Below are 12,987 nucleotides of genomic sequence, written 5' to 3'. Positions count from 1 at the left end.
CTCACCGGGTTCACTGGTAGTGGACGAAACGCCGGCTGAGCCGGAACTGGAGGGCGGTGACCGCCATGATCAGCACGAACAGCAGCACGCCCACCGCGGACGCCTCACCGAAGCGCAGCTGCTCGAACGCGGTCTCGTAGATGACCATCACGACCGTGCGGGTGGAGTCCCCGGGCCCGCCGTTGGTCAGCACGTACGGCTGCTCGAAGACCTGCAGCGCGTTGATGATGCCGACCACGGACGCCACCAGCAGCGTCGGCGACAGCAGCGGCAGGGTGATGGCGAGGTGCTTGCGCAGACCGGTGGCGCCGTCGAGGGAGGCGGCCTCGTGGACCTCCTTCGGGATGTTGTTCAGACCGCCCACGAAGAGCAGGAACGAGAACCCGAACTGCTGCCAGACATAGACCAGGATCACCGCCGCCATCGCGCCGTGCTCCGAGGTCAGCCAGGGCACGGGGGCGATCCCGACCAGCCCGAGCAGCCAGTTCACGACCCCGAAGTCCTGGTTGAACAGGTACTTCATCACCACGGAGATCGACGCCGCCGACAGCACCAGGGGGAAGAAGAACGCCGAGCGGAACACCGAGCGCAGCCACACCGGCATCCGCCCGTTCACCACGATCGCCAGCACCAGCGCGATCAGCAGCTGCAGCGCCACGGCCAGCACCATGAACACCAGCGTGTTGCGGAAGGACACCAGCACGGTCGAGTCGCCGAACACCTCGCGGTAGTTGGCCGCCCCGGCGAAGCGCGGCGAGTCGATGACGTTCCAGTGGAACAGGCTCAGCACCACCGAGCCGACGATCGGCACGACCGTGAAGACGACGATGCCGACGATCGTGGGCGCAAGGAACAGCGTGGCCAGCAGCCGGGTGCCGCGCTCGCGCCCGGCGGGACGGGCCGCCGCGGGGGGCGCCTTCGGGCGTGCGGTGCGCGCCGGCGGTGTCTGGGTGTTCGTCATACCTCACGCTCCATGGCCTTCTCCAGGTCGCCCTGCATCCGGCGCAGCGCGGGACGCACCGCGCGCGGCGCGGACAGGGCCGTACCGGTGTGCTTCAGCAGCACCTGCTCCACCTCGGCGACCTGCGGCGGCGCCGGGATCGGTCCGGTGTCCGGGAACCGGTCGAGGGTGTCGTAGAAGACCCGCCAGTGCGCCGGGCCGGTCTCGCGGTAGCGGCCGGCGGTCAGCATGGAGCGGCGGGCGGGGGTCGTCTGGTTGGTGCTGAACAGCTGCGTCAGGGTGTCGCGGCGGGCCGAGTACTTGATGAACTCCCACGCCTCGTCCTGCCGCTTGGAGGTGCGCAGCATCGCGTAGCCGGCCGCGCCGTACTGCATCCGCTGGGTGCGCCAGCGGGGGAAGTACTGCACGTCGAAGCCGTCCCGCCGCACGCCCGCCTGGTGCAGGCCGCCCGCCCAGAAGCCGCCGGCCGGGGTGACGCCGACCCGGCCGGTGGAGAACACGCCGATGAGGTTCTGGCCGTTGCCGCCCTCGGGGCGGCTGCACAGCCCGTCACGCACCAGGGAGGCGAGGTAGTCGTACGTCTCCTCGACCCGGTCGGCGGTGGCCTGCGGGGTGGTCCAGCGGAAGCCGCCGCCGCGCCCGCGCCGCTGCCCGGCCGGGTAGAAGGAGTTCCACAGCCACTCGCCACCGGGCGCCTTGGACTCGGTCAGCAGGTTGGTGCCGTTGGCGAACAGCCAGGGCACCACGCCGCCCCACAGCCGGTTGGTCCAGAAGTACGGCGTGAAGTGCGAGTCGCTGGCCTGCTTCATCCGGCGCAGCAGCGCGGTGAAGTCGTCCCGGGTCCACTCGGCCTCGGGCAGGTCGGCGCCGGCCCGTCGCAGCACCTGGGTGCTGAGGTACATGTCGGCGGCGTTGAACTCGATCGGCAGCTGGTACAGGCTCCCCTCGTACATCATCGACTCGACCAGCGAGGGGTGGACGTCGGCGAAGTACTCGCGCAGCTCGGCGGCGTCCCGCTTCACCCAGTGGTCGAGCGCCACCCCGAGCCGCTGTGCGAACAGCTGCACGCCCTCGGTGGCGACATAGACCAGGTCGGGTGCGGTGCCCGCGGCGATCTGCGTGAGGATCTTGGCGAAGAAGTCCGACCAGTCGACGGCCTGCACCGCGTTGATCCGGACCTTGATGTCGGGGTGCAGCTCGCGGAAGCCGTCCAGCAGGGTGCGCACACCGTCGGGGGAGAACGCGGAGCCCAGGGTCGCGACGACGAGGGAGCCGTCGTCGCGCCCGGGGATGTCGGCTCCGGTGAGCCGGTCCCAGCTCGCGGCGGTACCGGCCACGGCCGCGGCGGCCGCGCCGTAGGCGCCGTACCGCAACAGGGTGCGGCGGGGGAGGTGCGGGTCGGTCATCAAGGGGGCCTAACTCGTGTTAGTCGAGCAGTGATGCCCCAGATGATGTGAAGCGTGTTACGCCCCTGTCAAGAGTGTTGCACGCCTTGACCTTTAACGAGTTAGGTCTACAGTCCTGGTCCACATGAGCCGCCGCTTTTCGACGAGAGGGACGAGTGTGATGCGTGGATTGTCCAGAAGGGCGCTGTTCGCAGGATCGGCCGCGGGAGCCACGGTGGCGCTCCTGCCGGCCGCACCGCCGGCGCAGGCGAGGCCGAAGGGCGGGGCCGGCTGCGCGAGCTACCGCGCCCGGTACCACTTCACCGTCCCCGACCAGTGGAAGAACGACCCGCAGCGCCCGATCTGGATCGACGGCGAGTACCACTACTACTACCTGTACAACGCCGACTACACGACCGGTGCCGTCGGCACCGCCTGGCGCCTGGCCACCAGCTCCGACCTGGTCTCCTTCACCGACCGCGGCATCGCGGTGCCCAAGGACACCACCCCCAACGGCGACGTCTGGTCGGGCTCCGCGGTCGTGGACACCGACGGCACCGCGGGCTTCGGCAAGGGCGCGGTCGTCGTCCTGGTGACCATGTCGCCCGACGACGGCCCGACGTCCCAGGCGCAGTTCCTGTACTACTCCACCGACGGCGGCCGCACCTTCGTCCCGCACGGCACCGCTCCCGTCCTGCCCAACCCGGGCGTGCGCGACTTCCGCGACCCCAAGGTGATCCGCGACGAGGAGCGCGGCGGCTGGGTCATGGCCCTCGCCGAGGGCGACAGACTCGGCTTCTACCGGTCACCGGACCTGCGCGCGTGGACACCGGCCGGCTCCTTCACGCACGACGGCATCGGGGTCCTGGAGTGCCCCGACCTGTTCGCCCTCACCGCCGACGACGGGACACACCACTGGGTGCTGGGCGCCAGCGCGAACGGCAAGGGCGCCGGCCTGCCGAACACGTACGCCTACTGGATGGGGGCCTTCGACGGCTCGCACTTCACGCCCGACACGGCCGAGCCGCAGTGGCTCGACCACGGCTGGGACTGGTACGGCGCCGTCACCTTCGACAAACGCGACGCGCACGGCCGGCTCGACGAGCGGACGCGCTACGCGCTCGGCTGGATGAACAACTGGGACTACCCCCACACCACCCCCACCATCGACTGCGACGGCTTCAACGGCACCGACTCGATCGTCCGGGAGATATCCCTGCGCCGCACCGCGACCGGCGGCTACCACCTCGCCTCCCGCCCGGTGGCCGCGCTGGACTCCTACGTCTCCCGGACCGTGCGGCTGGGCGACGTGACGGTCGACGGCACCCGGCTCCTCGACTACCGGGGGACGTCCTACGAGGTGAGCTGCGAGATCACCTGGGACCAGCTGACCGGCGCCGGCCTCCAGCTGCGCCGCTCACCCGACGGGGGCCGCCACATCGACGCCGGCGTCTACGGCGACTACGCCTTCCTCAACCGCCGCCCCACCGTCAACCCCGACGCCTCGGCCCGCTGGCAGGAGAGCCGCAGCCCCTTCGACCCGGCGGCGCGCTCGGTGCGGCTGCGCATCCTGGTGGACCGCACGAGCGTGGAGATGTTCGTCGACGACGGCCGCCATGTGCACTCGTCGGAGGTCTTCCCCTACCTGATCGACACGGGCCTGGCCCTGTTCACCATCGGCGGCACGGCGGTGTTCCGGAACACGGTGATCCGCGAGTTCACGGTCTGAGGTCGTCCGAGGTCACCCCCGCCGGCGTGCGGCGGCACCGGCCGGATCTACCGCCGCACGCCAGGGGGCGCGGGGGCGCCCTCGCCCCGGCGGCCGTTCGCTGTCACGATCTTCGGGGAAGGGGAACGCCGACGACCAACCATCGGAGCGCGCACATGACGACGCACACATCGGGGACGGACGAGACGGCCCCGGACGCCGGCCTGGACGTGCGTCCGGTCGCCGGACACATCGGGGCCGAGATCGGCGGCGTGGACCTCGCCGGGGAACTGGACGACGCGGTGGTCGCCGCGATCCGGGCGGCGGTGCTGCGCTGGAAGGTGGTGTTCTTCCGCGGGCAGCACCTCGACCACGCCGCCCACGTCGCGTTCGCCCGCCGGTTCGGCGAGCCCGTGGTGCTGCCCAAGCGGGGCAGCGCCTCCCCGGCCGGCGTACCCGAGATCGAGACCACCGCCGACCGGCTGGAGCTGGGCGGGCGGTTCGGCATGGAGCACGACGAGTGGCTCCAGCGCCGCCGCCACACCCTGCTGCGCGGCTGGCACTGCGACCACGGCGCCCGCGTCGACCCGCCCGCCGCGACGATCCTGCGCGCCGAGACGGTACCGCCGTACGGCGGCGACACCACCTGGTCCAACCTGGCGGCGGCGTACGCCGGACTGTCCGCGCCCGTGCGGGAGTTCGTCGACGGGCTGCGGGCCGAGCACCGGCTCGGCGTCGGCTACCAGCCGCGGCCCGGCGACGACGCCTACGTCCGTCACCTGCTGGACCACCAGATCGCCACCGAGCACCCGCTGGTGCGGCTCCACCCGGAGACCGGCGAGAAGATCCTCTTCGTCAACGGCTACTACGTCGAGCAGATCGCCGGCCTCTCCCGCCCCGAGAGCCGGGCGATCCTGGACATGCTGCTGGAACAGGCCGTCCGCCCCGAGTACACGGTCCGCTTCCGCTGGGAGCCGGGCAGCGTCGCCTTCTGGGACAACCGCGCCACCATCCACCTCGCCCCCGCCGACAACGCCCACCTCGGCTTCCCGCGGATCATGCACCGGGTGATGCTCGCCGGGGACGTGCCCACCGGGGTGGACGGCCGGCCCTCGAAGGCGATCACCGGGAGCGCGCCCGGCCGCTGGTGAGGTCAGGCGGCGGCCCGCCACCCCAGTGCCGGGCCGAGCCGGGTCGCCATGTCGGTGAGGATCTGCACGTAGTCCTCGTGCCGGAAGGTGAACGGCAGCGCGAACGCCACCTCGTCCACCTCGCGGAACGCGGCGTGGGCGTGCAGGCGTTCGGCGATCTCCTCGGACGTGCCGACCAGGTCGGGCGCGAACAGCAGTCGCCCGGGCCCCTGCGGGGAGACCGTACGCGGCAGGCGCGCGGCGGCGTACGCCTCGTACCGGGCGCGCTGTTCGGGTGTCGCGGAGTCCGTCGGGATGACGACCAGCCCCTGGGAGACACGGGCGGCCTCACCGAGGGGATGGGCGGCACGGAAGGCCCGGATCAGCTCCAGCTGGATCCGTGCGAAGTCCCAGGGCCCGCTCTCCTCCTCGGCCTTGACGACACTGCTGGTCAGCAGGTTCAGACCGTGCTCGCCGGCCCACCGGGCCGAGCGCCGGCTGCCCCCGCCGTACCAGAGCCGGTCGCCGAGGCCCGGGGAGTGCGGCTGCACCCGGTCGGAGAAGGTCTCGAAGCCCTCCGTGCCGCTGAAGTCCGTCACCGGCTTGCCCCGTACCGCGTCCAGCAGCCGTTCCACCCGGCCGTAACCGAAGTCCTCGACCTCGGTGCTGTCCGGGTACAGGGCGTCCTTGACCTGGTCGTAGTGCATCGGCGGGCCCACGCTCACGCCCGGGTTGAGGCGGCCCCCTGACAGGACGTCCACCGTCGCCAGGTCCTCCGCCAGTCGCAGCGGGTTCTCCCAGCCCAGCGGGATGACCGCGGTGCCGAGCTCGATCCGGCGGGTGCGCTGCGAGGCCGCCGCCAGTACGGCCACGGGGGAGGAGATGCCGAACTGGAGGTGCCGGTGCCTGAGCCACGCGCTGTCGAACCCGAGCCGCTCACCGAGCTCGATCAACTCCAGCGTCGACTCGTGACCACGGGCCGGATCGGCCTCGTCGAACAGCCCGATGGTCAGGAAGCCGAGCTTGCGCAGGGGGCGTGGGGTGGGCGGCACGGGCACCTCCGTCGTCCGGGCACGTACGTGCCGTACACGGTCTCGGTGCGAGCTTACGACTTGATCATTGCAGCGGTATGAACACCGCGAAGGGCGGTCAGTCCAGCGGATCGAGCGTCAGATACGCCTGCCGCGGGGCGCCGTCGTGGACCAGGGACTCCTGGTGGCCCACGTCGTCGAAGGCGAAGGCGTACGCCTTCCCGTCGGCCATGCGGTCGTGGATGATCCGCGCGTAGTGGTTGGTCACCGCGTCCTGGTAGAAGCCGGCGGTCGAGGTGTCCGGCTGATTCGGATTGGTCAGCAGCGTGGAGCGGTTGAAGCCCGCGCACAGCGTGCGTGAGATCGGGCCGCGTACCTGGTCGTTGGGGGCGTCGAGCAGCTTGTGGCAGCCGAAGACGCTGTCCGCGTCCGGCTTGGCGAAGCTGGTGACGACCGCGCTGGTGCCGTCGGTGAAGTTCATGACGCCGCCGGAGACACGGCCGTAGAACTTCCTGGCGGGCTGGTCGGCGAACGGGGTGACGGTGAGGGTGGAGCCGGCGTACTTCTGCCAGACGCGGTTGATGTAGTCGTCCATGACGGACGCCGGCAGCGCCCCCGACTCCAGCCCGTGTCCGGGGGACAGCGCCCGCAGCACGGTGCCGTCGGAGCGGGTCTGCACCAGGCCGCCCCAGCCGCCCGGCTGAGCGCGCAGCGCGCTGAACACCCCTCGGTAGCCGCCCGCCTTCAGATGGCCGGTGCCGACCGTAGCGCCGTCGGAGCGCTGCACCCCGACCGCGTAGGGGGCGGAGAACATGTCCACCTGTGTGCTGTTGAGCCACAGACCCGAGTCGTTGAGCGTGTACTCCGACCAGTTGAAGAGGATGTCCCGGTTGGGGTCGCTCGGATTCTGCACGGCCGGCTGGACCAGCCCCCCGGTCGCCAGCCGGAAGTCCAGCTTGCGGCCGTAGGAGAAGTAGATCCGGCCGGACAGCTTGGGGATGCGGATCGTCGTGGACTGCCCGGCGGCCGGCCCCGGGATCGACGCGTCCGGCGCGGGCACGGGCGGGACCCCGCCGGCCGGCCAGGGGTGGAAGGCGCCGCTCGCGTCCGCCCAGCCCTGCTGCCCCGTCGTCAGCAGAGTGCCGAGCGTGTAGATGTACACGGGCTCGGTGCGACCCGAGTTGTTCGTCAGCTTCAGCGGAATGGTCTCGGGCACCGCGGCGCGTGCCGTCGAGGGCGCCTCGACGGCGACGACACCACCGATCAGGGCTGCGGCCGCCGTGGCGGCGAGAAGCCGGTGCTTGAGGCGTGCGAGCACGCTGCACCTCCGTACGTGTGGGGGGTTGGTCCGTACCAGTTCTTGAGAGCGCTCTCAGATTTACGCCAAGACGCGTTCATGTCAATCAGATGAACAAAGAAAGACGCCCGCGGCGCACAACCACGGGCGTCCCGAAGAACGAAGGGGCGCTTAGAAGGTGCGCTCCAGCAGATCCTCCAGCGCCGCCCAGTGACGCGCGGCGCCCTCCTCCTGGTACGCGGAGGTGTCGGCCTGGGTGTACCCGTGCGGTGCGCCCGGATAGACCTCGCAGCGGTGCCGCACGCCCGCCGCGGTCAGCGCCTGCTCCAGCCGCCGCTGCTGCTCCTCGTCCATGGACGGGTCCTGGTCGGCGTGCCCGAAGTACAGCTCCGCCTTCACCCGGTCCGCCACCAGGTGCGGACTGTCCGGGGCGTCCGTCGCGAGCCGCCCGCCGTGGAAGCCGGCCGCGGCGGCGACCCGGTCCGGGAACGCGCCCGCCGTGCGCAGCGCCAGCCGCGCACCCATGCAGTACCCGGTGACGGCGACCGGACCGTCCACCGTGGACGGGGATCCGGCCAGCCAGTCCAGGAACGCGCCGGCGTCGCGCATCGCCATCTCGGGCGTCAGCGACCGCATCACCGGGTGCAGCCTGTCCCAGATCTCCGGGCGCGCGGCCGGGTCGATGAACTCGGGCAGCTCCACGACCGGGGCCCGCCCGTGCCGGTAGAAGACGTTCGGCACCAGCACCGTGTACCCGCGGCCGGACCCCGCGATCCGGTCGGCCATCGACCGCAGGTGCGGGCGCAGACCGAAGGCGTCCTGAAAGAGCAGGACGGCCGGACGGGGCCGCCCGTCGGCGGGCCGGGCCAGATAGCCGTCAGCGGTGCCGTCCCGGGTGGGGATGTCGACGTCGCTTCCCTCGACGGAGGTCACGGTGGCCACCTCTTCCTGGATCGGCGGGGCAATGGCGCGGTCGGCGCCCCCACATAGTTGCATGGGACACGTGGTCGGCCGTCAGAGCCCCTCTCACTCGAAGCGCGAGGTGTCCCCGGCCCCGTGGCGGACGATCTCCGCCTCGCCGCCCGAGAAGTCGATCACCGTCGTCGGCTCGGTGCCGCAGTCACCTGAGTCGAGCACCGCGTCCAGTACGTGGTCGAGGCGGTCCTTGATCTCCCAGCCCTGCGTCATCGGCTCCTCCTCACCGGGCAGCAGCAGCGTGCTCGACAGCAACGGCTCCCCGAGCTCGGCGACCAGGGCCTGGGTCACCGTGTGGTCGGGGATGCGCACGCCGACCGTCTTCTTCTTCGGGTGCTGCAGCATGCGGGGCACCTCCCTGGTCGCCGGGAGGATGAAGGTGTAACTGCCCGGGGTCGACGCCTTGATCGCCCGGAACACGTCGTTGTCCACCCGCACGAACTGGCCGAGCTGGGCGAAGTCCTGGCACACCAGGGTGAAGTGGTGCCGGTCGTCCAGCTGCCGGATGGAACGGATCCGCTCCATCCCGTCGCGGCTGCCGAGCCGGCAGCCCAGCGCGTAGCAGGAGTCGGTCGGGTACGCGATGAGCGCGTCGTCCCGGATGCTCGCGGCGACCTGCGAGATGGTGCGCGGCTGGGGGTTGTCGGGGTGCACGTCGAAGTACTTCGCCATCCGCCGAGCTTATGCCCGCGGGGCGGCACCTACGCACCCCGGCTGCGCCTGGCGTGGTTCGGGTTGCGCACCCGGCGGTGCGTTGGCGCGCGGCGACATGACCGGCCGGGGGTGGGTTGCGCACCCGGCGTCGCTTTGCGGCCGGCGCGGCCGGGGCTATGCAGCCCGGCGCCGACTGGTGCCCGGTGCTGTGGCGGGCCGGGGGTGGGTTGCGCAGCCCGGCGCGACGGGGTGCCGCTGCGCCCACCCGTGCCGCCCCAGCGGCACGACTGCCCGCAGCTATGCAGGTAGGGGCCTGCACCCCCGGCGTTGCGGGCCGGGGGTGGGTGACGCAGCCCGGCGTGACGGGGTGCCTCCCCCAAGCTCTTCGAGCCGGGGGGACCCCAGCCGCCCACCCGTCCGCCCCAGCGGCACGACTGCCCGCAGCTATGCGGATACGGGTGCTGCCCCCGCGCGGCGGCCCGCGGCTAAGTCGATGGCGGACGCACGCCACGGCGGTGGGATGGCCGCCGACGGCGGGGAGGGGGTGGGGTGGGGGGTGTCCGCCCGCAGCGGCCGGCACCGCCGACCCTCGCCGTGTCGGGGACAGTGGGCCGGACCGAGGACGGATACCCCCCACCCCGGCCCCGACTCACCCACCGGACCGAAGGCGCTACACCAGCCACAACGCAACCGCAACGGGCCGCCGCAGGCACCCGCGAGCAACCCCCCACCCACCCCCAGACGAACAACGAGCCCCCGCCCCTGCCCCCGTGTGGTGACCGCCCGCGTGGGTACCCGCCCGCCACTGACGGCAACCGCTGAATCGGACGGAGGGTGCCCGCATGACCAGCAACACGGAGACCGGCGGCGTCACCGGCACGCAGGACAAGGACTACAACCTCATCTGGTACGTCGAGGCGTGCCTGAGCAACGCGCTCCGGCTGGAGACCTACATCCAGGATGCCGAGCGCGAGAAGGACACCGAGGTCGCCGACCTGTTCCGCAAGGCACAGGCAGACAGCCGCAAGGGCGCCGAGCTGGGCAAGGAGCTCCTGCGGGCGCGGCTGAGCGGCAGCTGATCCCGCGACGACGAAGCGAAGGCCCGCACCCGAGCGAGGGTGCGGGCCTCCTCAATAGACCAACGCCGACCCCCGCCCCCCGTGCCCGGTGTGTCCGAAAGCACGTCACCGGCGGGGACCACCCCCGCGGGCCCAGAGGCTACCGTTTTGTACTGCTCCCCTTCCCCCAGCGGCTTCGGACGGCCCGGCAGTGCACGCAGACCTCTCCCCGCTCATCGCGGCGACCGCCCACTGGCTGACCAGCGCCTACCCGGCGTGCGGCGGCGCCCTCTCCTCCGCCCTGTGCGAGGTCCAGGCCCGGCAGGCCGTCACGGTCGCCGCCTGGCTCCGCTACCCGACGGCGATGGACGCCGCCCTGGTCGGAATGGCCGGCCCAGGCGGCGCCGCCCGGCTCGACTGGGTCACCGGCGCGGACGGCGCCCCGGCCGCGGACGGCGACGACGACGCCTGGCGCAGCTGGGTCGACGAGGTCGTGGCCAGCTGGGCGGCCTGCCTGCTCACGGACGAGGAACTGGCCGCCCAGGCGGTGGCCGCACTCCTGGAGGGGGACCACTCGGCAGGCCTTCCGTTGGAGTTCCGCCGCCTCGTGACCCCCGACGACGGCGACCGCCGCGCCGCCGCCCTGCTGCGCCACCCCGACCTGCTCGCCCCCGTGGCCGAGCTGCACCACGCCCAGCTGCTGGATGTGCTCCGCCCGGGACAGGCGCTCATCGCCTGAGCGGCGCTCGGACCGAGCCAGACGACACGACGCGGCCGGGGGCGGCATCCGGTGTGGATGCCGCCCCCGGCCGCGTCGGTATCGTCCGCGCCGTCGTGCCCGAGACTCAGGCCGCCGTCCCCAGCGCCTCACGCTCGGGCAGATCGCCCTCCCGGGCCCGCAGGGTCACCGGCGACGGCGTGCGGCGGTCGCGAAGCAGCAGACCCGCTCCGATGGTGCCCGCGATGAGGAGGCCACCGGTCACCAGGGCGCCCCGCGCACCGGCCCACTCCATGAGCAGACCCAGCGCGGGCGGGCCGCCCAGGCCCCACACCGTGCCGATGCTGCTCCACACACCCAGCACCCGCCCCCGCAGATGGGCCGGCGGGTCGGTCTGCAGCACGGCCGTGCCGGCGGTGTCGGACACGGACTCCACCACGGCCATCGGCAGCACCATGACCAGCAGCACCGCCAGCGACGGCGACAGTCCGGCGACCACCTGCAGCAGTCCACCCGTGGCGGCCAGCATGCCGACCACCCGCACCGACGGGCGGCGCAGCCGGGCGCCGAGGATCGCGCCGAGGATGCCGCCGACGGCCAGCACGGTGGACACCGTGCCGAAGGAACCCGCACCGCCCGCGAGCGGCCCGGTGACCAGGACGGCGAGCGTCAGCTGGTAGTTGCGGCCGAAGACCGCGCTGATGCCGGTGATCCCGGCCAGGGCCAGCAGACGAGGCCGGCGCACGAAGAAGGCGAGCCCCTCCCGCACAGTCATGTCCTTACCGCGACCGCCACTGCCACCGCGCCCACGCCGTGACGCCGTGGCCAGCCGAGCGGCACCCTCGCCGCGCCCGGCCGCTCCGGGTGCGGGACGCAGGAAGGGGATCACCGCCGTCACGAAGAGGAACGACAGACCGTTCGCCGCGTACGCCGAGGCCGTACCGAGGACACCGACGGTGACACCCGCCAGGGCCGCACCCGCGAGCCGCCCGGAGTTGTGCACCAGGGCGCCCACGCCGATGGCGGAGGGCACGTCCTCGACGGGCACCAGATCGTTGCCCAGCAGGGCGCACGCCGGTCCGTCGACCGTGGCGACGATGCCGGTGACGGCGGCCAGCACCATCAGGGAGGTCATGTCCAGCCGGTCCAGCGCCACGAGCAGCGCCGTGGTGAAGGCCACGGCCCCGAGCAGCGCCTGGCTGACGGCCGCGGTCAGCTTCCGCGGCCATCGGTCCACGGCGGCGCCGCCCAGCAGGCTCATGAACAGCGCGGGCGCGGCCTGCACCGACATCGACAGACCGGTGGCGGCGGCGGACCCGGTGATCTGCAGGACCAGCAGGTTCTGCACCGTGAGCTGCATCCACGTGCCGGCGTTGGAGACGAAGTTCGCCAGCGACCACCAGCGCATGCTGCGGTGGCGCAGGGAACGCCACGGCGAGCGGGACGCGCGGGTGCGCGGCGCGGCGGCGGTGTCGGGGGCGGGCACGGGCAGGGCGGAATCAGGCGAGGAAGACACAGTGCGGTACTCGAAGACGAGTCGGGGACTCGGTGGGGCGAGTCGGCGGTCACGATGAACGCCGGCTGCGCTGCACGGTCGTTCCGATGCCGGGATTTCGGCGCGGACCATCGTGGCAGAAGGGGGTGCCGAGTGGTCGCCAACGCCCGGCCGCAGGGCATGCCGGAGCCCTCAAATCACCGCCACCCCACGGGACTTGAACTGCGAGTGGGTTTGCTCACAGGCTCCCGGCGCCCCGTTCCGCCGGCCGGTGAGAGCGTGGCGCCCGTCACCCCGGCGCGGCCCGTCCCCCGGCCGCCGGAGCCCGTGAACCGGAGCTGTCTCCCTGGCCACGGCGGTCACGCCAGCACCAGACGTCAGAGTATGAAAGCGACTGGGCGGGGCACCCGGATGCGGCTCCTCACGGCGGGAGCAGGCTTGTGTACCACCCGGGAAGGGGGCCCTTCTCATGACGTCGGCACTCCCGCTCGGCTCTCCGCCCCCGTGGCGCCGGGCCCTGGTCACCGGCGGCGCGGGTTTCCTCGGCTCGCACCTCGTGACGCGCCTGCTGGATT

The 12,987-nt window shown here is 72.3% G+C and carries 12 protein-coding genes; 5 read left to right on the top strand and 7 right to left on the bottom strand.

What is annotated here, in order from left to right; genetic code table 11:
• Nucleotides 1-10: 10 nt before the first annotated feature.
• Both C3489_RS26450 and C3489_RS26445 read right to left on the bottom strand, forming a co-directional pair.
• Nucleotides 11-961: a carbohydrate ABC transporter permease gene (locus C3489_RS26450; RefSeq protein WP_103784580.1), complete on the bottom strand. Its 951-nt coding sequence runs from the start codon at nt 959-961 to the stop codon at nt 11-13.
• Nucleotides 958-2,367 (bottom strand): extracellular solute-binding protein, encoded by a 1,410-nt coding sequence (locus C3489_RS26445; protein ID WP_103784579.1) that lies wholly within the window; start codon nt 2,365-2,367, stop codon nt 958-960. The genes C3489_RS26450 and C3489_RS26445 overlap by 4 nt, the downstream gene beginning before the upstream one ends.
• Nucleotides 2,368-2,527: 160 nt before the next feature.
• Here C3489_RS26445 and C3489_RS26440 point away from each other — a divergent pair, with 160 nt between their 5' ends.
• Both C3489_RS26440 and C3489_RS26435 read left to right on the top strand, forming a co-directional pair.
• On the top strand, nt 2,528-4,075 hold the full coding sequence (locus C3489_RS26440) for a GH32 C-terminal domain-containing protein (RefSeq protein ID WP_103784578.1): 1,548 nt from the start codon (nt 2,528-2,530) through the stop codon (nt 4,073-4,075).
• 155 nt (nt 4,076-4,230) lie between these two features.
• Entirely contained in the window at nt 4,231-5,205 is a 975-nt protein-coding gene (locus tag C3489_RS26435; protein ID WP_103784577.1) for a TauD/TfdA family dioxygenase, read from the top strand.
• Between the two features lie 2 nt (nt 5,206-5,207).
• Here the strand turns inward: C3489_RS26435 and C3489_RS26430 are convergent, their stop codons facing one another.
• The 4 genes from C3489_RS26430 to C3489_RS26415 form a co-directional block, all read right to left on the bottom strand.
• Nucleotides 5,208-6,236 (bottom strand): LLM class flavin-dependent oxidoreductase, encoded by a 1,029-nt coding sequence (locus C3489_RS26430; protein ID WP_103784576.1) that lies wholly within the window; start codon nt 6,234-6,236, stop codon nt 5,208-5,210.
• A gap of 97 nt (nt 6,237-6,333) precedes the next feature.
• A complete protein-coding gene (locus tag C3489_RS26425; RefSeq protein WP_103784575.1) occupies nt 6,334-7,533 on the bottom strand; it encodes a glycoside hydrolase family 64 protein in 1,200 nt (399 codons plus the stop codon).
• A gap of 150 nt (nt 7,534-7,683) precedes the next feature.
• Nucleotides 7,684-8,445, bottom strand: a complete 762-nt coding sequence (locus tag C3489_RS26420; protein ID WP_103784618.1) for a dienelactone hydrolase family protein — start codon at nt 8,443-8,445, stop codon at nt 7,684-7,686.
• 93 nt (nt 8,446-8,538) lie between these two features.
• Complete coding sequence (locus C3489_RS26415; RefSeq protein WP_181139853.1) at nt 8,539-9,159, bottom strand: L-threonylcarbamoyladenylate synthase; 621 nt, start codon at nt 9,157-9,159, stop codon at nt 8,539-8,541.
• A gap of 824 nt (nt 9,160-9,983) precedes the next feature.
• On the opposite strand from C3489_RS26415, the gene C3489_RS26410 reads away from it, so the two are divergent.
• Both C3489_RS26410 and C3489_RS26405 read left to right on the top strand, forming a co-directional pair.
• Entirely contained in the window at nt 9,984-10,220 is a 237-nt protein-coding gene (locus C3489_RS26410) for a hypothetical protein (protein ID WP_103784574.1), read from the top strand.
• A 190-nt stretch (nt 10,221-10,410) separates the two neighbouring features.
• Complete coding sequence (locus tag C3489_RS26405; protein WP_103784573.1) at nt 10,411-10,938, top strand: hypothetical protein; 528 nt, start codon at nt 10,411-10,413, stop codon at nt 10,936-10,938.
• Nucleotides 10,939-11,044: 106 nt separating this feature from the next.
• Here C3489_RS26405 and C3489_RS26400 read toward each other — a convergent pair whose 3' ends face one another.
• Nucleotides 11,045-12,325 (bottom strand): MFS transporter, encoded by a 1,281-nt coding sequence (locus C3489_RS26400; protein WP_258054952.1) that lies wholly within the window; start codon nt 12,323-12,325, stop codon nt 11,045-11,047.
• 556 nt (nt 12,326-12,881) lie between these two features.
• Here C3489_RS26400 and C3489_RS39540 point away from each other — a divergent pair.
• Nucleotides 12,882-12,987, top strand: a 106-nt coding sequence (locus C3489_RS39540) for an NAD-dependent epimerase/dehydratase family protein (protein ID WP_374936780.1), incomplete at its 3' end; no start/stop codon positions are given.

Origin of the sequence: Streptomyces sp. Ru71, from assembly GCF_002920535.1 — a bacterium.
Classification (GTDB): domain Bacteria; phylum Actinomycetota; class Actinomycetes; order Streptomycetales; family Streptomycetaceae; genus Streptomyces.
Note: the sequence above shows the minus strand (reverse complement) of the source record. Positions and strands in the feature narration are given on the sequence as shown.

Coding starts and splice junctions, on each gene's coding strand:
- C3489_RS26450 (WP_103784580.1), bottom strand. CDS start 961: ATGACGAACACCCAGACACCGCCGGCGCGCACCGCACGCCCGAAGGCG.
- C3489_RS26445 (WP_103784579.1), bottom strand. CDS start 2,367: ATGACCGACCCGCACCTCCCCCGCCGCACCCTGTTGCGGTACGGCGCC.
- C3489_RS26440 (WP_103784578.1), top strand. CDS start 2,528: ATGCGTGGATTGTCCAGAAGGGCGCTGTTCGCAGGATCGGCCGCGGGA.
- C3489_RS26435 (WP_103784577.1), top strand. CDS start 4,231: ATGACGACGCACACATCGGGGACGGACGAGACGGCCCCGGACGCCGGC.
- C3489_RS26415 (WP_181139853.1), bottom strand. CDS start 9,159: ATGGCGAAGTACTTCGACGTGCACCCCGACAACCCCCAGCCGCGCACC.
- C3489_RS26410 (WP_103784574.1), top strand. CDS start 9,984: ATGACCAGCAACACGGAGACCGGCGGCGTCACCGGCACGCAGGACAAG.
- C3489_RS26400 (WP_258054952.1), bottom strand. CDS start 12,325: ATGCGCTGGTGGTCGCTGGCGAACTTCGTCTCCAACGCCGGCACGTGG.